The 19,784-nt window shown below is 60.4% G+C and carries 23 protein-coding genes and 1 tRNA gene; 11 read left to right on the top strand and 13 right to left on the bottom strand.

Features of this window, described 5'->3' with window-relative positions:
• Positions 1-8: 8 nt before the first annotated feature.
• The 4 genes from EX00_RS29590 to EX00_RS29605 form a co-directional block, all read right to left on the bottom strand.
• Positions 9-1,025 carry an esterase-like activity of phytase family protein gene (locus EX00_RS29590; RefSeq protein WP_047465921.1) on the bottom strand — a complete coding sequence of 339 codons (1,017 nt, stop codon included), beginning with the start codon at positions 1,023-1,025 and terminating at the stop codon, positions 9-11.
• An 86-nt stretch (positions 1,026-1,111) separates the two neighbouring features.
• Positions 1,112-3,010, bottom strand: a complete 1,899-nt coding sequence (gene cobT, locus EX00_RS29595; RefSeq protein WP_047465924.1) for a cobaltochelatase subunit CobT — start codon at positions 3,008-3,010, stop codon at positions 1,112-1,114.
• A gap of 17 nt (positions 3,011-3,027) precedes the next feature.
• Positions 3,028-4,017, bottom strand: a complete 990-nt coding sequence (cobS, locus tag EX00_RS29600) for a cobaltochelatase subunit CobS (RefSeq protein ID WP_047465925.1) — start codon at positions 4,015-4,017, stop codon at positions 3,028-3,030.
• A 305-nt stretch (positions 4,018-4,322) separates the two neighbouring features.
• The gene (locus tag EX00_RS29605; protein ID WP_047465927.1) at positions 4,323-4,946 is read right to left on the bottom strand and encodes a J domain-containing protein; all 624 of its coding nucleotides are present in this window, start codon (positions 4,944-4,946) and stop codon (positions 4,323-4,325) included.
• Between the two features lie 106 nt (positions 4,947-5,052).
• Between EX00_RS29605 and EX00_RS29610 the strand changes: the two genes are divergently transcribed.
• Positions 5,053-5,340, top strand: a complete 288-nt coding sequence (locus tag EX00_RS29610; RefSeq protein WP_007690001.1) for a BolA family protein — start codon at positions 5,053-5,055, stop codon at positions 5,338-5,340.
• 67 nt (positions 5,341-5,407) lie between these two features.
• Here the strand turns inward: EX00_RS29610 and EX00_RS29615 are convergent, their stop codons facing one another.
• From EX00_RS29615 to EX00_RS29635, 5 genes are all read right to left on the bottom strand, one after another.
• On the bottom strand, positions 5,408-5,992 hold the full coding sequence (locus tag EX00_RS29615; protein WP_047465929.1) for a mobile mystery protein B: 585 nt from the start codon (positions 5,990-5,992) through the stop codon (positions 5,408-5,410).
• Entirely contained in the window at positions 5,992-6,453 is a 462-nt protein-coding gene (locus EX00_RS29620) for a mobile mystery protein A (protein WP_047466377.1), read from the bottom strand. The genes EX00_RS29615 and EX00_RS29620 overlap by 1 nt, the downstream gene beginning before the upstream one ends.
• A 188-nt stretch (positions 6,454-6,641) precedes the next feature.
• Positions 6,642-7,952 (bottom strand): HlyC/CorC family transporter, encoded by a 1,311-nt coding sequence (locus tag EX00_RS29625; RefSeq protein WP_047465931.1) that lies wholly within the window; start codon positions 7,950-7,952, stop codon positions 6,642-6,644.
• Positions 7,952-9,076 (bottom strand): 3-dehydroquinate synthase, encoded by a 1,125-nt coding sequence (aroB, locus tag EX00_RS29630; protein WP_047465932.1) that lies wholly within the window; start codon positions 9,074-9,076, stop codon positions 7,952-7,954. Before aroB ends, EX00_RS29625 begins: the two co-directional genes overlap by 1 nt.
• Entirely contained in the window at positions 9,073-9,663 is a 591-nt protein-coding gene (locus EX00_RS29635; RefSeq protein ID WP_047466380.1) for a shikimate kinase, read from the bottom strand. Before EX00_RS29635 ends, aroB begins: the two co-directional genes overlap by 4 nt.
• A 160-nt stretch (positions 9,664-9,823) precedes the next feature.
• Here EX00_RS29635 and EX00_RS31835 point away from each other — a divergent pair, with 160 nt between their 5' ends.
• From EX00_RS31835 to EX00_RS29660, 5 genes are all read left to right on the top strand, one after another.
• Positions 9,824-9,991 (top strand): hypothetical protein, encoded by a 168-nt coding sequence (locus EX00_RS31835; RefSeq protein ID WP_047465933.1) that lies wholly within the window; start codon positions 9,824-9,826, stop codon positions 9,989-9,991.
• Positions 9,992-10,005: 14 nt separating this feature from the next.
• Positions 10,006-10,962 carry a site-specific tyrosine recombinase XerD gene (gene xerD / locus EX00_RS29645; RefSeq protein ID WP_202903793.1) on the top strand — a complete coding sequence of 319 codons (957 nt, stop codon included), beginning with the start codon at positions 10,006-10,008 and terminating at the stop codon, positions 10,960-10,962.
• Between the two features lie 63 nt (positions 10,963-11,025).
• Positions 11,026-11,979, top strand: coding sequence for an acetyl-CoA carboxylase carboxyltransferase subunit alpha (locus tag EX00_RS29650; protein ID WP_047465936.1), 954 nt, complete (start codon positions 11,026-11,028; stop codon positions 11,977-11,979).
• Between the two features lie 229 nt (positions 11,980-12,208).
• A complete protein-coding gene (locus tag EX00_RS29655) occupies positions 12,209-13,516 on the top strand; it encodes a L,D-transpeptidase family protein (protein WP_047465939.1) in 1,308 nt (435 codons plus the stop codon).
• A complete protein-coding gene (locus tag EX00_RS29660) occupies positions 13,509-13,742 on the top strand; it encodes a sulfurtransferase TusA family protein (RefSeq protein WP_047465940.1) in 234 nt (77 codons plus the stop codon). Before EX00_RS29655 ends, EX00_RS29660 begins: the two co-directional genes overlap by 8 nt.
• A gap of 13 nt (positions 13,743-13,755) precedes the next feature.
• Here the strand turns inward: EX00_RS29660 and EX00_RS29665 are convergent, their stop codons facing one another.
• Both EX00_RS29665 and EX00_RS29670 read right to left on the bottom strand, forming a co-directional pair.
• Positions 13,756-14,940 carry a CobW family GTP-binding protein gene (locus EX00_RS29665; RefSeq protein ID WP_047465942.1) on the bottom strand — a complete coding sequence of 395 codons (1,185 nt, stop codon included), beginning with the start codon at positions 14,938-14,940 and terminating at the stop codon, positions 13,756-13,758.
• A gap of 13 nt (positions 14,941-14,953) precedes the next feature.
• Positions 14,954-16,120 carry a D-alanyl-D-alanine carboxypeptidase family protein gene (locus EX00_RS29670; protein ID WP_047465943.1) on the bottom strand — a complete coding sequence of 389 codons (1,167 nt, stop codon included), beginning with the start codon at positions 16,118-16,120 and terminating at the stop codon, positions 14,954-14,956.
• A 308-nt stretch (positions 16,121-16,428) separates the two neighbouring features.
• Between EX00_RS29670 and EX00_RS29675 the strand changes: the two genes are divergently transcribed.
• The 4 genes from EX00_RS29675 to EX00_RS30860 all read left to right on the top strand — a co-directional run bounded on the left by EX00_RS29675 (position 16,429) and on the right by EX00_RS30860 (position 18,366).
• A complete protein-coding gene (locus EX00_RS29675; RefSeq protein WP_047465947.1) occupies positions 16,429-17,589 on the top strand; it encodes a M20 aminoacylase family protein in 1,161 nt (386 codons plus the stop codon).
• A gap of 120 nt (positions 17,590-17,709) precedes the next feature.
• Positions 17,710-17,786 (top strand) — tRNA-Arg (locus EX00_RS29680).
• A 79-nt stretch (positions 17,787-17,865) separates the two neighbouring features.
• Entirely contained in the window at positions 17,866-18,021 is a 156-nt protein-coding gene (locus EX00_RS32325; RefSeq protein WP_404944052.1) for a P-loop NTPase family protein, read from the top strand.
• Positions 18,022-18,081: 60 nt separating this feature from the next.
• Positions 18,082-18,366, top strand: coding sequence for a P-loop NTPase family protein (locus EX00_RS30860; RefSeq protein ID WP_052211029.1), 285 nt, complete (start codon positions 18,082-18,084; stop codon positions 18,364-18,366).
• A gap of 23 nt (positions 18,367-18,389) precedes the next feature.
• Here the strand turns inward: EX00_RS30860 and EX00_RS29690 are convergent, their stop codons facing one another.
• Positions 18,390-18,635: a DUF6074 family protein gene (locus EX00_RS29690; RefSeq protein WP_047465952.1), complete on the bottom strand. Its 246-nt coding sequence runs from the start codon at positions 18,633-18,635 to the stop codon at positions 18,390-18,392.
• 145 nt (positions 18,636-18,780) lie between these two features.
• Here EX00_RS29690 and EX00_RS29695 point away from each other — a divergent pair, with 145 nt between their 5' ends.
• Complete coding sequence (locus EX00_RS29695) at positions 18,781-19,374, top strand: GNAT family N-acetyltransferase (RefSeq protein ID WP_047465955.1); 594 nt, start codon at positions 18,781-18,783, stop codon at positions 19,372-19,374.
• A 36-nt stretch (positions 19,375-19,410) separates the two neighbouring features.
• Here the strand turns inward: EX00_RS29695 and EX00_RS29700 are convergent, their stop codons facing one another.
• Positions 19,411-19,677: a BON domain-containing protein gene (locus tag EX00_RS29700; RefSeq protein ID WP_047466382.1), complete on the bottom strand. Its 267-nt coding sequence runs from the start codon at positions 19,675-19,677 to the stop codon at positions 19,411-19,413.
• Positions 19,678-19,784 lie beyond the last annotated feature (107 nt).

Consider the following 19,784-nt stretch of genomic DNA (forward strand, 5'->3'; position numbering starts at 1 on the left):
AGGCTTTTTCATTTCTGGCTGATGAGGCTCCCATCCCGAAGCCGGAACTCCAGCATCAGACTTCGCTGCAGGATCGAATGATTGTCGTCGGAGACCATGATCAAATGCGTCGTGCCGTCGGCCGCGCGGAAGGCATCCAGCCCTTCCATATTGTCGATCTGGTAGCTGGAATTGGCCTCGAAGATGATCGTGCCGTCCACGACCGCTCCCGGCCTGATATCCGCCCCAGCGATGCGGCGGATGCGCATGCCGATACCCCGCGCCAGACTGAAGCGCCGCTCCAAAAGCAGCAGATCGCCATCCGGCAGGAACACGCCGTCGCTGGCGTCGAAATCATCGTAGTGGCGCACGGTGAAGCGGCCCTTCAATGGCCCTTCCAGGACCGCCGCCAGCATATTGCCCTGTTCGTCCAGACTGTCTTCCGCGACAACAACCGTAGCTCCCGAAAGCGGGATCGAGGACGGCGCGATCATCAAGGCTTCCAGACTGCGGTTGCCGCGCAATTTCTTTCTCGGGATGAGAATCGGAATGGTGCCGTCGGGCGGCGAGGTCTCGAAGCCCGGATCGGGATAGGCGTCGACCCGATGATACTGCTCATAGCTGACGAGCACATGGTCGCCCTTGAGCGCCAGCCCCTCCGCATCCATCGCGCTCTTGCCGGTATCCGTCTCACCAAGGCGATCGAGCATCGGCATGATGCGGGCATCGGCGATACCATTCAGCCTTCCCTCCCCGTCACGCTCGATGGTTCCGGTCAGCCAGTGGCCAGTATCCAGCACCGAGACGAAATGGTGCTGATCAGAACGGAAGCGGATGGCGGACATGGCGCCGAGAAGCGGATTGCTGGAACTAAGCTCCAGACCACCCAGGAATTCGAGCGCGCCGAATCGTGTCTGTTCGGAACCGGGCTTGAAAGCCGAGATCGCCGTCGCATGGATCTCCGCCGGCCCGCCTTCCGGCGCGTCCACGGCGGCACAGCCGGCGAGCAGCAGCATAAGCATGGTCGCGCGGCAGAAGCATTTCATGGGCTCTCACGGGGCCTGCGGGATCAGGAAGGTAGTCGGCAAGAGCACCGGCCGAACGGCCGGTGCTAGAGACAAGCCTAATGTGTTCAGCTTGCGCGGCGCATGCGCGAGCGCGGCTGGCTCGCCTGATCCTCGAACAGCGAAGCAAGCTGCTCGGTCATGGCGCCAGCCAGCTCGTCGGCGTCGACGATGGTCACGGCGCGGCGATAGTAGCGCGTGACGTCATGGCCAATGCCAATCGCCAGCAGCTCCACCGGCGAGCGTGTCTCGATCTGCTCGATGACAGCGCGCAGGTGCCGTTCCAGATAGTTGCCCGGATTGACCGACAGCGTCGAATCGTCGACCGGCGCACCATCCGAAATCATCATCAGGATACGGCGCTGCTCGCGGCGGCCAAGTAGGCGGTTATGCGCCCAGATCAGCGCCTCGCCGTCGATATTTTCCTTGAGCAGGCCTTCACGCATCATCAGGCCAAGATTGACGCGCGACCGGCGATAAGGCTCGTCGGCGGATTTGTAGATGATATGGCGCAGGTCGTTGAGGCGGCCCGGCGTCTGCGGCTTGCCGCTGGCGAGCCACTTTTCACGCGCCTGTCCACCCTTCCAGGCCTTGGTGGTGAAGCCGAGGATCTCGACCTTGACGCCGCAGCGCTCCAGCGTGCGCGCCAGAATATCGGCGCAGGAGGCGGCAACCGTGATCGGCCGGCCACGCATCGAACCGGAATTGTCGATCAGCAATGTCACGACCGTATCGCGGAACTGCGTGTCGCGCTCCATCTTGAAGGACAGCGCCTGCATCGGGTCGATGATCAGGCGGGTCAACCGTGCCGGATCGAGATAGCCCTCTTCCAGGTCGAAGTCCCAGGAACGGTTCTGCTGCGCCATCAGCCGGCGCTGCAAGCGGTTGGCGAGCCGCCCGACCGCACCCTGCAAGTGTGCGAGCTGCTTGTCGAGGAAAGCGCGCAGGCGCTCGAGTTCCGCCACGTCGCAGAGTTCCTGCGCCATCGTGGTCTCGTCGTATTCCTCGGTGAAGACGTGGTAGTCGACCTTTTCGTTGAAGTCGGCAAAGGGCGTGTTCGGACGGCGGGTTTCGCCCGGCGTCTCCGAATCCTCCTCACCCTCTTCGCTCATGTCGTCGTCGGAGATTTCGGCGCCGTCCATCTCGCCGTCGTCCATCTGCTCGTCGGAGGCTTCGCTGTCCTCGGCGGGCGCGGAATCGGAGCCATCGTCGCTCTCGACATCCTGATCGTCCTGATCCTCGCCGCTCGGCTTATCTTCTTCGGTGGACTCCTCGTCGGAATCCGGCTCCATCTCCTGGTCGCCGTACTCCTCGGCCATCTCCATGGCCGTCAGCATGTTGCGGACGACACGAGCAAAGCTCTGCTGGTCGTTGATGCTGGAGGTGAGATTGTCGAGTTCGCCGCCGGTCTTTTCCTCGATGAAGGACCGCCAGAGATCGAGAACCTTGCCAGCGCTTTCCGGAGGCTTCTGACCGGTCAGCTTTTCGCGCACGATCATCGCCATGGCTTCGCCGATGGGCGCGTCTTCCTGCCGCTCGATGCCGGAGAAGTTCGCCTTGGCGTATTTTTCCGAATTCATCGAGTTGATATTGGAGGCCATGCCGCTCATCCGCAGCGAACCGATCGATTCCACGCGCGCCTGCTCGACCGCATCGAAGATCGAGCGGGCATCGGCGCCCTGAGGCGCCATGACGGCATGTACGCGGGCATCGTGACAGGCAAGCCTCAGCGCCATCGAATCGCCGAGACCGCGCGTCACCGCCAGCTCATGCGCTGTTGGTCGCTTCGAAAGCTCTGGCAGACGGATGCGCTCGCCCGTCATTCCCGGACGCTCGTTGGCGAAGGCGACCTCGACCTCGGCATCGCCGGCGATCGAGCGCACACAGCCGGTAATCGCCCGACGCAACGGCTCCATGTCCACCGGACCATTCGGCTTCGCTTTGGAATTGTCTCCCCGACCTGCCATGACTTGTCGATTCTTCCCTAGGCTTCGAGCACAATGTTGGCAGCGCTTTCCTTCAGCTCGACGCCGAAGGAACGCTGATATTGCTCGGCGACCAGCGGCCGCTCCAGCTCATCGCACTTGTTGAGGAAGGTAACGCGGAAGGCAAAGGCGATATCGCCGAAGATTTCCGCATTTTCCGCCCAAGTGATGACCGTACGCGGACTCATGACGGTCGACAGATCGCCGTTCATGAAGGCAGCACGGGTGAGATCGGCGACGCGAACCATCTTCGATACCGTGTCGCGGCCCTTGTCGGTGCGGAAGGACTTCACCTTCGCGAGCACGATGTTGACCTCATTCTCGTGCGGCAGGTAATTCAGCGTCGTGACGATCGACCAACGGTCCATCTGCGCCTGGTTGATCTGCTGCGTGCCGTGATAAAGGCCGGTCGTGTCGCCGAGACCAATGGTGTTGGCGGTCGCAAACAGACGGAAGGCCGGGTGCGGACGAATGACACGGCTCTGGTCGAGCAGCGTCAGGCGGCCGGAGGATTCCAGCACGCGCTGGATGACGAACATCACGTCCGGGCGGCCGGCATCGTACTCGTCAAAGACGAGCGCGACATTGTGCTGGTAGGCCCAGGGCAGGATACCGTCCTTGAATTCGGTGATCTGCAACCCGTCCTTGACGACGATGGCATCCTTGCCGACCAGGTCGATACGGCTGACATGGCTGTCGAGGTTGATACGCACGCAAGGCCAGTTGAGGCGGGCGGCAACCTGCTCGATATGCGAGGACTTGCCGGTGCCGTGGTAGCCCGAGATCATCACGCGGCGGTTATGGGCAAACCCGGCGAGAATGGCGAGCGTCGTCTCGCGGTCGAACAGATAATCGGTGTCGAGATCAGGCACATAGGCGCCGCCCTTGCTGTAGGCCGGAACGCGAATATCTGAATCGATGCCAAAGACGTCACGAACCGAAACGGTGGTGTCGGGAATCTCGGAAATATCAAGGTCAATCTTGCTCATCATGTCTCCAAGGCGGGTGACTGTCACCCAGCCATATCAATCTCAGCCATTTGCATCATGACGCCGCAGTTTATTATCCGCATCCGTCTGGTCGGAACGTCGGCGATACTTCTCCGGGACTGAAGCGAAACCTCGACGCGATAAAATGATCGCTTGCGAGCATTCTTGAACAGAGTCCCGGACAAGAAACGCCGCGTCCGGAAAGTCGGCCAAGGTGCCAGCCAAATGCGCACCCTGCCGCAGTTGCCCACGGCTTCAGCCGATTTGGACCATACCTGATTGAAGACGGAGAGCAAGGACAGGAATTAACAAAAACCGTTCTGTTTCAATAATTGATAAGCCTGGATGACCGCGCGGAAACGCTCCTCCGACCCACGGTCGCCGCCATTGGCATCCGGATGGTGTTTTTTCACCAGTTCCTTGTAGCGGCTCTTGATTTCCACCGAGGTCGCGTTGGCGCTGAGACCCATCGTGTCGAAGGCCTTTGACTCCAGCGTCTTCAGTTTGCGCTGCTGCTCGGGGAAGCGCGGACCGCTACCACGGCCGTCGCCGTCCTTGACGAAGCCGAAAGGATCACGAACCCGGGTATAGGCACCGGAGCGGACCTCCGATTGCAAGGGGCTGTTCTTCGCCGCCTTGTTGACGCCGACGGTCCAGGTTGGGCGATGACCGGTGATCGCTTCCTTCTGGTAACGCGCGATCTCACTGTCCGAAAGGCCGGAGAAATAATTATAGCCCTTATTGTAGTCCTTGACGTGCTCGAAGCAGAACAAAAAGAACTGCCCTTCCGCATTGCGCCCGACCGGAGCGCGATGCGTACCCTTTTTGTCGCAGCCGTCCCACTGGCACGTCGGCGGAGCCTGCTCGGGCTCCGGCTCGCGTTTGCGGCGGGTTCGAATGCGATCGAAATATTTTGAATCAAGTTTCATGACGCCCTAATTATGAGGCCTTGGCTACCCCACAACAAGAATTGACAAATGGGAATGTTATAGGCTTTGTGGGAACCTTTTTCGCGAACGAGGACATGGCGGGAATATGGAAACGACGCTTCAATCCCGCATTGAAAAAAAGCTCACCGACGCCTTCGCGCCCGAGCGTCTTGCGGTCATCAACGAAAGCCACATGCACGCCGGCCACCAGCCCGACATGACCGGAACCGGCGAAACTCATATAAGAGTTCGAATCGTCTCCGCCAAGTTCGCCGGCATGCCGCGCCTTGCCCGCCATAGGGCGATCAACGAGCTATTGAAGCCGGAACTGGATGCGGGGCTGCACGCACTCGCCGTGGAGCCGGCAGCACCCGGAGAAGCGGTGCGGTGGTAACTCGGCTGCGGCCGACCACCGATAGCCCAGCGCCTAGCGGCACGTATTAAGCGCCGACAAAATCAAATTAAGCGCCGACAAAATCAAAAAGTGGCGCCATATTGCCGGCATCTGCCGCTCGAAGAGCGAGGATATATGCGTTTCGACGCTCATTATCAGCCTGCAGATCCGTACCGCTCGCCCACGAGATCGCCGGATGTCTGAAATAGTCCTGAAGGAAAATATCAGCCGCTATCCGGGCATGTCGACCGTTTCCGTTCGGGAACGGATGTATCTGCACCATCCTGTGATGAAAGCGGGCAGCAGCTTCCTTCGGCGGGAAAACAGAGTGCTCTGCCCAGTAACGCGCATCCCCCAGGAGATTGTGAACCTGGACAGAGATCTGAAGAGGATCGATGCCGATATTTTTCTCGGTGAGACGATAGGTCCCCGCCCACATCCAAACGTCGCCAAACAGTCTCTTATGCAGCACCCTCACAAACTCGTCCGTCAAGATGTCGCCCGCACGCCGTCGCCCGACCCATCGAAGACCAGCCGTGATATTTGCGCTTTCAAGCTCATCGAGTTGAAGACGAGTGGTAATGTGCTTGAACATAAGTCCTTCGATATCGTCTGCGTCAAGCGGCGTCGCTCCCTCAGGCTCCTGAAACATCAATCAGCCGCCCAGAGATCCGAAGGCCTTTTTTCCGCGATTTCCTTGGCCAGGCTCTCGATCTCGTCATTGAGAACATCCGAAGGCAAAGCCTGTTTCTCCAGAGCCATATGGGCGTTTGTCCGGCGGATCATCGACCGCGCCCTCAGTCGTGCCTGATCCAGGATCATCTCCTCGACCGAGCCTTTCAGCACGATGCCATAGACGAAACGCGCCCCCATCGCTTCCGCGAGTTTTTCCATCTGCCCGATAGAAATCGCCTTCGAGCGTTCATTCTGTTCTGCTTGATAAATCGCGCTACGACCCACCGCCAACCGATCGGCAAGCTGCAGCACGGACATTCCCAGCGCTTTCCTGACAGTCGTTATCCAGCCTTCCGGCGGCACGCTGTTCGAGCGCTGGCTCGCAGCCGCGTCAACCAGCCGGACATATTGCTTCACCACTGTTTTCTTGATGCTCATTGGCCCGCTGCCGATCGCCAGAATGTCCATCGATAGCTACACAATTATGGCTATTTTGTCCAGCTATAAGACTACAAAAACAAAGATTATATATAGGGATAGCTATACATAATTAACTTGGATGCGCAGATACGACTTGAAACGAGGTGTTTTTGCCTGTCGGAGACGATCGATTCTGATCGCCGAACCTACTGCGGCTTGCTCTCTTCCGTCTCGGCGGGGCGGATGCGGAGCTTGGTGATGCGGTTCTTTTCCCGCTTCATGACGATGAAGCGCTTGCCGTAGAAGGTGAAAGCCTGGCGCTCTTCGGGGATGGTCATCGATTCGTGGATGACCAGGCCGGCGATCGTCGTCGCTTCTCCGTCCGGCAAATGCCAGTCGAGGGCGCGGTTCAGGTCGCGGATTGGCACGACGCCGTCGACGACGATCGAGCCGTCCGCCTCCTGGCGCACGCCCTGGATATCGAGATCGTGCTCGTCGGCGATGTCGCCGACAATCTCTTCCAGAATATCTTCCAGCGTGACGATCCCCTGCACCTCGCCATATTCGTCGACGACGACGGCGAAATGCTGCTTGCGGCGCAGGAAGGCATTCAACTGGTCTTCGAGATTGGTGCTGTCGGGCACGAACCAGGGCTTCTGGGCGATCTTGACGATATCCAGGTTCTCCGGCTCGGCATTCCGCTCGGCCAGTGCCCTCAGCAGGTCCTTGGCATGCACCACGCCAATGATGTTGTCGATCGTACCGCGCCAGAGCGGCATACGCGTATAGGGGCTGTCGAGAATGGCGCGCACCACGACATCGGGCGGATCGTCGGCATTGATGGCGCGCATCGCCATGCGGTGGACCATGATGTCGGAGAGCTCCAGCTCGCCGAGGTCGAGCACGCCGCCAAGACGGTCTCGGTCGGCCTTGACCACCGACCCCTCGCGATGCAGCAGGTCGACGGCGCCGCGCAGCTCCTCGTGCGCCGACAGCATCGACACCTCCTTGGAGAGATTGATGCCGAAGATGCCGAGAATCTGCCGGACGATGGCGTTGACGAAGCTCGATACCGGCCCGACGACAGCGACGAAGAGGCGCACCGTGCCGGCGACGTTCAGCGCAAAACGATCCGGCGCCGAAATCGCCCAGCTTTTCGGCAGCACTTCCGAGAAGATGACGAGGATGACGGTCATCGCCAGCGTCGCCAGCGCCACGCCGGAATTGCCGAACAGACCGAGAAACACGCTGGTCGCCAACGACGACGCCAGAATATTGGCAAGGTTATTGCCGATCAGCAGCGCACCGATCAGGCGGTCGCGGCGCTCGATCAGCTTGCGCACGATCCCCGCCCGCTCGTCGCCATTCGCCTCCAGCGTGTGAATGCGACTGCGCGAAGCCGCCGTCAGCGCGGTTTCGGAACCGGAGAAAAACGCCGACAGCAGCACGAGAGCGACGATCGAAACGATCTCGGGCCAGTATTCCCATAAAATCGCCAGCGTGCCCTCGACCATCATCACGGATGTTTTTCCTTGAGGAAACTCAGAACTTCGGAGGAAGGCACATCATCGGCCACGAAGGATTGGCCGACGCCGCGCGTGAGAATGAAGGTGAGCTGGCCGCTCTTGACCTTCTTGTCCTGCGCGATCGCGTCCATCAGCACTTCGGCCGGCGGCAGCTCGCCCGGAATATCGCCCATCCGCGTCGGCAGGCCGACCGCCTTCAGATGCGTCTCGACACGCTTGGCGTCATCAGGGCTTGCCAGATTGAGGCGCGAGGAAAACTCATGCGCCAGCACCATGCCGATCGACACCCCCTCGCCATGCACCAGCCGTCGGCTGTCATAGGTGGTGGCCGCCTCCAGGGCATGGCCGAAAGTATGACCGAGATTGAGCAGGGCTCGCGGACCGTTTTCACGCTCGTCGGCCACGACGACATCGGATTTCGCCTGGCAGCTCGCGGCAATCGCCTCGATGCGAGCGGCACCACCGGAAAATACGTCCCGCCAATTGGCCTCCAGCCAGGCGAAGAAATCCGGCTTGTCGATCAGGCCGTACTTGGCGACTTCTGCGTAACCGGCGCGGAATTCGCGTTGGCTGAGCGTGTTCAATACGTCGGTATCGGCAAGCACCAGATCCGGCTGATGGAAGACGCCGACAAGATTCTTGCCGTGACGGGTGTTGATGCCGGTCTTGCCGCCAACGGAGGAATCCACCTGCGACAGCAGCGAGGTCGGCACCTGCACGAAACGAACGCCACGGCGCACAATGCCGGCGGCAAAGCCGGAGAGATCGCCGATGACGCCGCCGCCGAGCGCGATAACGACGTCGTTGCGCTCGATACGCGCGGTGAGCACGGCATCGCAGACGGTCATCAGGTGTTCGAAGCTCTTGGTCTTCTCACCGGCCGGCAATACCAGGCTGGACGACTGAATACCTGCCGCCTGCAGACTCGCCGTCAGCGCATCGAGATAGATCGGCGCGACGTTTTCGTCGGTGATAACGGCCGCCTTGCGACCCTTCAGCCTCGCCGCAATCTCCGCGCCGGCTCGGGCGATCAGGCCCGGCCCGATCAAAATGTCATAGGCGCGCTCGCCAAGCGGCACGCGGACGAGGCGTTCCGCGGATGTCATCGCATTCATGGTGTTTCGCTTTCCTGTCTCCCCTCGGCGATCGCTGCAAGGACTTCCTTGACCATGATATCCTTGTTCACATCGCGGGATAAAACCACAAGGTCGGCCTCCGCATAGATCGGATAGCGCGCGGTCATCAGTCTTTCGAGGGTCTGTTTCGGATTCTCGGTTTTGAGCAGCGGCCGCGTCTCGCGCTTGCTGACGCGCTCCCATAGCACGTCGAGATCGGCCTTCAGCCAGACCGACACGCCGCTGCGTTTGACATGCCGGCGCGTGCGTTCGTTGATGAAGGCACCGCCGCCCGTGGAGACGACGCGCGGCCCACCCTTGAGCAGCCGCTTGATCACCCGCATCTCCAGCGCCCGGAACTCTTCCTCGCCGTATGCGGCGAACAATTCCGCGATCGTCATGCGCGATACGCGCTCGATCTCGATATCGGTATCGACAAAGGGGATGCCGAGCTGGTTCGCGACCAGCCGGCCGATCGAAGATTTTCCGGCCCCCATCAGCCCGACGAGGACAAGATTACGCGTGCCCAGCGCGGCGCGCGCCCTGTCTCTGAGGCTTTCCGTAAGGGTCAGGACTTGTTCACTCATTGGCCCATTCACAATTTGTTTGGAAACGGTATCGTCAAATGCGCCTGTAGCGTCAAGACGCAGCATCGTAAACATGCCAGCATTATCCTTCGGCTAACGCTTGCTGCCTATGATTATAACCGATTGCCGGACCAATGACTGGGACGAGGAGAGTTTTTAAATGCCGACCCTGTTTCGCTTCCTCGTCATCTGCGCGGTGATCGCCGGATCGGTGTATGGGGCAATGTGGGCTCTGGTTCTCTTCGTCGACCCGCAGCCGCGCGACGTGACGATCCGCATTCCGTCGGAACGCGTCAACCCGCCGGTGACCGGTTCGGTGAAACCATGAGGGCTGAGGTCATGGTGAAGGATCTGAGCCGCGTTCATATGGAAGCCTTTCTGGAAATGATGAGCGCGGAACGTGGTGCTGCGGTCAACACACTGCAATCCTATGAACGCGATCTCGACGACCTCCATTCCTTTCTGTCCGAGCGCAGCGTCCGCCTGACCGAGGCCGGATCGAACGATCTCGGCGCCTATCTCTCCGGCCTCTCACGCCAGGGCTTCAAGCCGTCGTCACAGGCGCGCCGGCTTTCGGCCATGCGCCAGTTCTACAAGTTCCTCTATGCCGAAGGTCTGCGCACGGACGATCCGACCGGCATCCTCGACGCGCCGAAGAAAGGCCGCGCTTTACCGAAAACCATGGGGGTCGAAGAGGTGACCCGCCTTCTCACCCAGGCGGAAAAGGAAGCCGCCGAAGAAGGTCCCGATCAATTGCAGCGCCTGCGCATGCTCGTTCTCCTCGAACTGCTCTATGCCACCGGCATGCGCGTCAGCGAACTCGTTACCCTGCCGGCCAAGGTGCTGGATCAGGAAGGGCGCTTCCTGATGATCCGAGGCAAGGGAAACAAGGAGCGGCTGGTGCCGCTGTCGCAATCAGCCATTGCGGCGCTGAAAACCTATGGCAAGTTGCAGGCGCAAGTGGCGGCAAGCGCCAAGCAGCCGGCACCGGAAAGCGCCTGGCTCTTCCCCGCAGCCTCCAAGCAGGGCTATCTGCCGCGGCAGGTCTTCGCGCGCGACCTGAAGGATCTCGCCATCCGCGCCGGGCTGACGCCATCGCTGATCTCGCCGCATGTCATGCGCCATGCCTTCGCCAGCCACCTACTTGCCAACGGTGCGGATTTGCGCGTGGTGCAAGAACTTCTCGGCCATTCCGACATTTCGACGACACAAATCTACACACATGTGCTGGAAGAACGCCTTCACCAGCTGGTGCAAACGCATCACCCCCTTGCCAAACAGGGCAAAAAACAGGAATAGGACCGGCACATAGATTATACGGGCCGGCTCTCGTCACAGGCAAAAGGATCGGAAACGCACCTCATGCACAATTATCTCGACTTCGAAAAACCCATCTCGGACCTCGAAGGCAAGATTCACGAGCTCAAGAAGCTCGCGAGCGAAGATGAGAGCATCGACACTTCGGACGAAGTGGGCCGGCTCGAGATTCGCGTTCGTGAGTCGATGGCCGACATCTATTCCAAACTCAACGCCTGGCAAAAGACGCAGGTCGCCCGCCATCCGCAGCGCCCGCATTTCGTCGACTACGCCAAGGCGCTGTTTACGGAATTCACGCCGCTGGCCGGTGATCGCAAATTTGCCGAGGATGCCGCCATCCAGGCGGGCTTCGCCCGCTTCCGCGGCCAGCCCATCGCCATCATCGGCCAGGAAAAGGGCAACGACACCAAGTCGCGCCTGAAGCATAATTTCGGCAGCGCCCGCCCCGAGGGCTACCGCAAGGCGATCCGTATCCTGGAGATGGCTGACCGTTTCCAGCTTCCGGTGATCACGCTCGTCGATACGGCGGGCGCCTATCCCGGCGTCGGCGCCGAAGAGCGCGGCCAGGCGGAAGCGATTGCCCGCTCCACGGAAATGTGCCTTGGCCTCAAGGTGCCGATCATCTCCCTCGTCATCGGCGAAGGCGGCTCGGGCGGCGCCATCGCGATCGCCGTCGGCAACCGCGTCTATATGCTCGAGCATTCGATCTACAGCGTGATTTCGCCCGAAGGTGCTGCCTCGATCCTCTGGCGCGATTCGACCCGCGCCAAGGAAGCCGCCACCAACATGAAGATCACCGCCGAAGACCTCAAGGGACTTGGGATCATCGACGGCATCATCCCCGAGCCGCTCGGCGGCGCGCATCGCGACCCGCAGATGGTGATCGCGGCTGCCGGTGACGTGATTTTCAACGCGCTCGGCGAGCTCTCCAGCCGTTCGGGCGAACAGTTGCGAAGCGACCGCCGGCAGAAATTCCTCAATATGGGTCGCAATCTCTAACTTTGGTTTGAGACCTGTAATCGCTCGGAGCGGGAATGAGGCCAAATCTTGGCCACATTCTTGTTATCGAACCATTCATGGCAAAGAAAAGCTTGCGGGTGCGCCGCAGGCGCGGCATAGGCTGGTAAGGAATTATCAAGTATAAGCCGTCTATGCTTCCGTTTCATGTTTCGAAGGGGCGGCGAAACAGATCGTACGGCCGCTCTTCGCATCTATGGGCTAAGTCAGAATGCGCATCCGTCACCTTGCCTATATGTCCCTGATGGCGCTGGCTCTCGCCGGCTGCAACGACGCGCTCGATACCGCGTCGATCGATCTGTCGAAGGTGAAAAACAAGGTCGAGCAGCCGCTGCCCAGCCGTATCCTTGCCGACATGACGAAAAAGGGCATGGACCGCAATTCGCCGATCATGATCCGTATCTTCAAGGAAGAAGGTACGATGGAGATCCTCAAGGCGAACCAGAGCAATCGCTTCGAGGTGATCGCCAGCTACAGCATCTGCGCCTGGTCCGGCCGTCTCGGCCCGAAGGTCAAGGAAGGCGACCGGCAGGCTCCGGAAGGCTTCTACAATCTGACGCCGGCCAACCTCAATCCGAATTCGAAATACTATCTCGCCATCAACACCGGCTTCCCGAACCGCTATGACGCCGCCAATGGCCGCAGCGGCGCCAACCTGATGATCCATGGCGCCTGCTCATCGTCGGGCTGCTATTCGATGACCGACCAGCAGGTGCTCGAAATCTACGCCTTCGCGCGCGACGCCTTCAAGGGCGGCCAGAAGTCGATCCAGCTGGAAGCCTTCCCCTTCCGCATGACGGCGGAAAACATGTGGAAGCACCGGCTCAGCCCCAATATCGATTTCTGGAAGATGCTGAAGGTCGGCTACGACAACTTCGAAGTCACCAAGCGGCCGCCGGAAGTGGAAGTCTGCGAAAAGAAATATGTCTTCAACCAGCAGGCCGGCGAGCCGTTCAACGCCGGCGGCAAATGCCCTGTGATGACGACACCGCCCGCCTTGCAGGTCGCGCTTGCCACCTACGACAAGCAATATCAGGCCGACTATGCTTCAGCCACGAAGAAATATGATGACGTAGCCTGGTACGACCCGACCGAGGCAGAGCGCAAGGCTGTCGTCGCCAAGCAACGCAAGGGCCGCGACCTCGCCTATGCCCCGACCGGCACGGCGCTCGCCGCCGGCAAGATGATGAAGGTCGCCGATCTGGAGACGATGATGTCGAACCAGTCGTCCCAGCAGATCGCCCGCGGCGGCACCACCGCTAATCCGACGACGGCCAGCATCCGCATGGCAACGGCCGCTCCGGCTCCAGTGGATCCGGTCGCACAGCAGCCGGCTCAGACCGGCGATATCGCTGTCGCTTCCAACATTCCCACGAATGTGCCGATCCCGATGGCGAACCCCATGAACCCCATGGTCAGCGCGCCGCTTGCCTACGCGCCGCCCCCACCGGTGGAAACCGCGCAGACCGACACGGCCAAGAAGCCGCCCTTCTGGAAGTTCTGGGCCAAGGGTGAATAGCCTGGACGACGGGGTCTACGACCTGCGTGGGCTGAAGTGCCCGCTCCCCGTCCTGAAGACAGAAAAGCGCCTGCGCGGCATGTCGTCTGGGACCATATTGACGGTCGAGACCAGCGATCCCTTGGCAATCATCGACATCCCGCATTTCTGCAACGAAAACGGCCATGCCCTGCTGACAAGCGAAAAGACCGGCAACGGCCATCGCTTCACCATCCGCAAAACGTAGCCTTATCCCGAAATCAGAACCGCATGCCTGGAACGGCCAGCGGATTATCCTGAAGTGCTGCCCGATCCGGCGTATCGATGCTCGGTTTGCTCAGGAAAGCGTCGAACAGGCCCTTCACGAAATCCTCCGGCAGATCTTTGGTGATGACCACCATGCGCGTGCGCCGGTCGTTCGGATCAGGCCAGGCGGGCAAACGCACCGGCGGATGGAAGATGTTCTGCACGCCATGCAACACCACGGGACGCTCCGGCCTGTCCGACACGGAAACAATCGCCTTCATGCGCAAAAGCTTCTCGCCATGCGCGGACCGCAGCAGATCGATGAACATTTCCAGCGCGACCGGATCGATCGGCTGCGTTTCGACAATCGAGAAGGATTTGATCGAGTCGTCGTGGCGGTTCACATCATGGGCATGCTGATGCCGGTGGCCGTGATGATGTCCATGGTGATGATGGTGCCCATCTCCATCATGGTGATGGTCGTGATCGTGCCCATGGTCGTGGTGATGATCGTCGTCCGTCTCCAGCTCGTCGTGCAGCCAGCGGCCGACATCGGCGATCTTCGAGGCGGGATCGTAGAGGCCATTGACGAGAATGGCCGCGCGGCCGGCCTCGTCGCTGTCGGCCTTCAGCATGTGTGCCCGCGGATTGAGTGTCCTTAGCCGGCTTTCCAAAGCACCGGCGGGAGCAGCGCCCTCGATGCCGGTCTTGGAGACGATCAGCCGGTCAGCAACCGCCACCTGCTTGCGCGCTTCCTCATGATTGTCGAGCGTCTGCAAGCCGTTGACGGCGTCGACGACAGTGATCACGCCGTCCAGATCGAAATTGTTGGCAATGACCGGGTTGCCCATGATCGACTGCATCACCGGCGCCGGGTCGGCAAGGCCTGTCGTCTCGATGACGACGCGCTTCAGCGGCCGGATGCGGCCGGTCTGCATGGCGTCCATCAGGTTCGCCAGCGTATCCACCAGCTCGCCGCGCACCGTGCAGCAAAGGCAGCCATCGGAGAGCTCGATAATGGCATCGCCGGAACTTTCGACCAGAAGATGGTCGATGCCGACATCGCCGAACTCATTGATGATGACGGCCGCGTCGCGCATCTCTGGATCCTTGAGGATGCGGTTCAGAAGCGTCGATTTACCGGCTCCGAGAAAACCGGTCAGGATCGATACCGGCACTCTCTGCTGCGGAATGCTCATGGTTCAAGTCCGATCAGAACGTGGGACGCGGCAACGGGACAGGTATGCCCACGGCATTGCCGGAGGCGGCGATCTTGTCGCCCTTTGTAGTCTTGTCGCCCTTGGCCGTCAGATCGCCCTTGTCGCCCTTGCTGGCGGTCGCGGCGTCCTGTCCGCCGATCAGGCCGGCATAAACGAAGTTCGGCTCATGATCCATTTCGTGAAGATAGGGCGAGCTTACCTTCATGCGGCCGGCTTCGTCGCGCGTTTCGCTGCGGATCTTCGCGCCCTTGGCGCTGCAGATTTCGGCTGTGAGGTCAGCGACCTGATCCTGACCCGGCCCATAGGGCCTGAGGCTTGCCAGCGTATCCTTGCCGGAAAACTGGTTCTGGAAGCCCTTTTCCAGGAAATTGGCGGAATCATCGGCGCGCGCCGCCAGGCTGTCGGTGCCGAGCACGACGGAAATCAGCGTACGGCCGTTGCGGGTGGCAGAGGCGATCTGGTTGAAGCCGGCAGCGCAGATGAAGCCGGTCTTCATGCCGTCGGCACCGTCGTAGCGGCCAATGAGCATGTTGATGTTCGGCACCTGCTTGACGCCGTTGGTGAAGCCTTCGAGCGAGAAATAGCCGGCATATTGCGGAAACTCGCGTCTGAGCGCGACGCTCAGAACGGCAAGGTCACGCGCGGTCGTATATTGGCCCTGGCCGGGCAGGCCATTGGGATTGATGAAGTGCGTGTCGAGCATCCCGAGACGGGCGGCTTCCGCATTCATCCGCGCCACGAAGCCCTGCTGCGAACCGCCGATCGTCTCGGAAACGGCCATGGCGAGGTCGTTGGCGGACTTGATCAGCATCATCTTCAAGGCATTGTCGAGCGTCATCTTCTGGCCCGGCTTGAAGTACATCTTCGCCGGCGGCTGCGCGGAGGCAAGCTTGGACATGACGACCGGCGTATCGAGCGAGACCTGTCCGGACTGGATGGCGCGGAAGGTGACGTAAGCCGTCATCAGCTTGGTCAGCGAGGCCGGATACCACTTGCTGAAGGCTTCCTGATGATCGAGCACGCGGCCGGTATTGGCGTCGACAAGGACGTGCGGATTGGCGCCAGCCACCCCGGCTGTCGACAGGAAAAGCATGGATGCGGCGGCGGCCATGGGAACAAGCCGCAAGGCGGCATACAAACGATTCTGCTTCGTCGGCACGATCTATCCTTCAGAAGTCCGAAATTCTCTCGAAAGCTCCGCCTATTTAACCTATATGGCTAGGAGAAGGCAAAGGCGATCGACGAGTTTATTTACCCGGAGGGCCATGCATTCGCCTAGGGCGAAACGGGTGCTCCAGTTCCATGAATTCAGACCATCTTACTCTTTTTTGACAGAAAAGTGGATGGTCTTGGATCACAGCCTTTTGATCATGCGCAACGCTTTGAAATAGGCGATGCGATGGTGAAACGTGTTTGCCAGACCGAATGCCGAACCCGAATCCGATATTGAGCAGCAGGAAAGTCAATATGCCGATCTTGAACAGAGCCGCCGAACTCCAGGATGAAGTGACCGAATGGCGCCGCCATATCCACACCAACCCGGAACTCCTCTACGCGGTGGAAAAGACCGCCGCCTTCGTCGCCGAGAAGCTCAAGTCCTTCGGCGTCGATGAGGTCGTCACCGGCATCGGCCGCACCGGCGTCGTCGGCCTCATCCGTGGCCGGGGTCCGGGCCGCACCGTCGGCCTGCGCGCCGACATGGATGCGCTGCCGCTCACCGAAATTTCCGGCAAGCCCTGGGCCTCGACCACGCCCGGCAAGATGCATGCCTGCGGCCATGACGGCCACACCGCCATGCTGCTGGGAGCCGCGAAATATCTCGCCGAGACCCGCAATTTCAGCGGCAATGTCGCCGTGATCTTCCAGCCCGCCGAAGAAGGCGGCGCCGGCGGCGACGCCATGGTCAAGGACGGCATGATGGAGCGCTTCGAGATCGCCGAGGTCTACGGCATGCATAACCTGCCTGGGCTGCCGGTCGGCCAGTTCGCCATCCGCAAGGGCCCGATCATGGCGGCGACCGACGAATTCACCGTCACCATCAAGGGCCGCGGCGGCCATGCAGCCATGCCGCACAAGACCATCGACCCGATCGCCATCGGCGCCCAGATCGTCACCAACCTGCAGCTGATCGCCTCGCGCAGTGCCGATCCGCTGAAGTCCGTGGTCGTCACCGTCACCAAGTTCAATGCCGGCAACGCCTATAACGTCATTCCCGACAATGCCGGCTTTGCAGGCACGGTCCGCACCCTCGATCCGGCGATCCGCGATCTCGCCGAGCGACGCTTCAAGCAGATCGTCGCCGGCATTGCCGCCAGCCACGACGCCGAGGCCGATATCCAGTTCCAGCGCAACTATCCGGTGACATTCAACCACGCCGACGAGACCGAGTACGCGCTTGCCGCTGCCCAGGATATCGCTGGCACGGCCAATGTCGTCCCTGATGTCGATCCGATGATGGGCGGCGAGGATTTCTCCTACATGCTGAACGCCCGCCCCGGCGCCTTCATCTTCGTCGGCAACGGCGACACGGCGGGCCTGCACAACGCCGCCTACGACTTCAACGACGAAGCCATCGCCCACGGCGTCTCCTACTGGGTCCGCCTCGCGGAACAGCGCTTGAACGCCTGAGGCACTACCGCCATTTGCCATGCGCCTGACCGGGGCGCATGGCAGCACAAAAGCGAATTGTCCCTAGGACGTAAAAGGGCTTGGCTTCACGCCTTTGCTTTTGTATGGATCATCCCAAGTGGTCTCGTAGCTCAGCAGGATAGAGCACCAGATTCCTAATCTGGGGGTCACGCGTTCGAATCGCGTCGAGATCACCACTATTTTCTTCCTGAAACGACCAGAGCAGTCTTTGCGCCCATGCCGCCATCAGGCTATCCTTCATCCATGACACGGGTGATGGTGATCGGCAATGCGGGCGGCGGGAAGTCGACGATGTGCAGGGCGTTGAGCGCTGTGCAAACACTCCCCTATTACGCAATCGACAAGATCCAATGGAAACCGAATTGGGTTCAGGCGTCTCAGTCTGAATTTACCGCCTCCCACGAAGCCTAGCTTTCGCAAGAGCGGTGGCTGATCGACGGCTACGGGTCGTGGGAGTCCGTTCAACGTCGCATGGATATCGCTGATACGATCGTGTTCGTGGATCATCCGATCTGGGTTCACTACTGGTGGGCCAGCAAGCGCCAGATGAAGTCGCTTTTCCTTGGCCGTCCGGACGGACCGGAGGGATGCCCAATGTTTCCGGTGACCATTCGTCTCTTTAAAATGATGTGGCGGCTGCATCGGGACATGCGGCCGAAGCTGCTTGACGCCATCGAAGCGCATCGCGGGCACGCCCGGATCATCCATATTCGATCGCCAAGACAGCTTGCCGCCTTCGCCGCCAATCCAAGCTAGGCGACCATCGAGCTTCGAAAGACCTAGGCCAGAGCCTCTTCAGCGGCGAACACCATCTCCAGCTCCATCTGCACCGCGCGCATGAACAGGCCGGCCTGATGACCGATCTCGTCCTCGGCGACGCCCTGTCCCCTGAGCCCGGCTGCAAATCCAGCCATTTCCGACCGCCAAAAGCGATTTGCCGCCTCTCCATGCAATTGCTGCAGGGCTTCGGCACAGCGTCTTACGTCTGCGGTGCGTCTGTCGGCCGGGAACTGTAGAAGCGTCATACCATCTCCGTCATTGCGGTTCGAATCACATAGCAATGCCGGTACCATCGCCGCCAGTTCTTCATAAAACGTGAACCATCTCACGAGATTCTATTCAACAGCCGGTGGGAGCGATCGGCATTATCGTTTCGAACAAGGAGGAGAGATGGCAGAGCACCAAGAGTCGTCAGGCTCCCTTGTCCTGATCGAGCCAAGCCTGCTGAACTTGTCCGGCTTCGAGGACGCCTTGGCAAAGGGATGGTCACCCGACCCCAGGCGCCAGCAGGACAAGGCCTATGTCGAAGCCGAACTCGATATGCTCAGAAACGATAGGGCGGGTTTCCTGGCCCGCTTCACATCCGGCGATGTCGTTGCGACATCAGTATCCAGCCGAGAGCCTCAACGCATCATTCTCCGGCCATTCTGGATCTGGGATGGAGAATTTTGCGGCTACATCACACTTCGTCATCTACCGGGAACAAGCCAATTGCCGCTTCATCTGCCGGGCCATGTGGGTTACTCGATCGTCCCGTGGAAGCAGGGCAGAGGCTACGCCACGCAAGCGCTTCGCCTCTTGCTGCCCATTGCAGCCCAGGCCGGCTTTAAAAGAATAAGCATCATCTGCAACGAAGATAACCTTGCCTCGAGGCGGGTCATCGAGAAATTAGGCGGCGTGCTCCACCGCACCGGTTCCGATCCGTCGGATGACCCGGATACGACCAAGCTGTTCTTTTGGCTGGCAACGACGAGCAGCGTATGAACCTATTTTTCGTGCGCGCCGTTCCCCCCGCGCTCTTCACCCCACCACGATCCTGTTCCTCACCAGCCTCACTCCCCGCATCGCCTCCGCCACCGCACTGGCCCGCTTCACCTCGTCCAGTGTCGCCACCGTTCCGGCAAGACGGATTTCCTGGCCAACGGCGGTGACCGTGACGTCGGAGGCGTCAAGACCGCCTGCAACGGCGAGTGCATTGGCGACCTCGCATTCCAGCGCCGAACGCATCGCGTATTCGCTTTCCATCACCGGTGCGATGCCATGAAATGTAGCCGCCTTGAAAACCATTCCTTGCCTGTCTCCCGCCGTTTCGCCGACATGAAACGTGGCATTCGGCAAATGGTTCACCAGATGCCTGTAAATTATCATTAGAATCAGTAATCTCCGGAGTAGTG

The organism is Martinezella rhizogenes (genome assembly GCF_000799715.1).
Classification (GTDB): Bacteria; Pseudomonadota; Alphaproteobacteria; order Rhizobiales; family Rhizobiaceae; genus Rhizobium; species Rhizobium rhizogenes_C.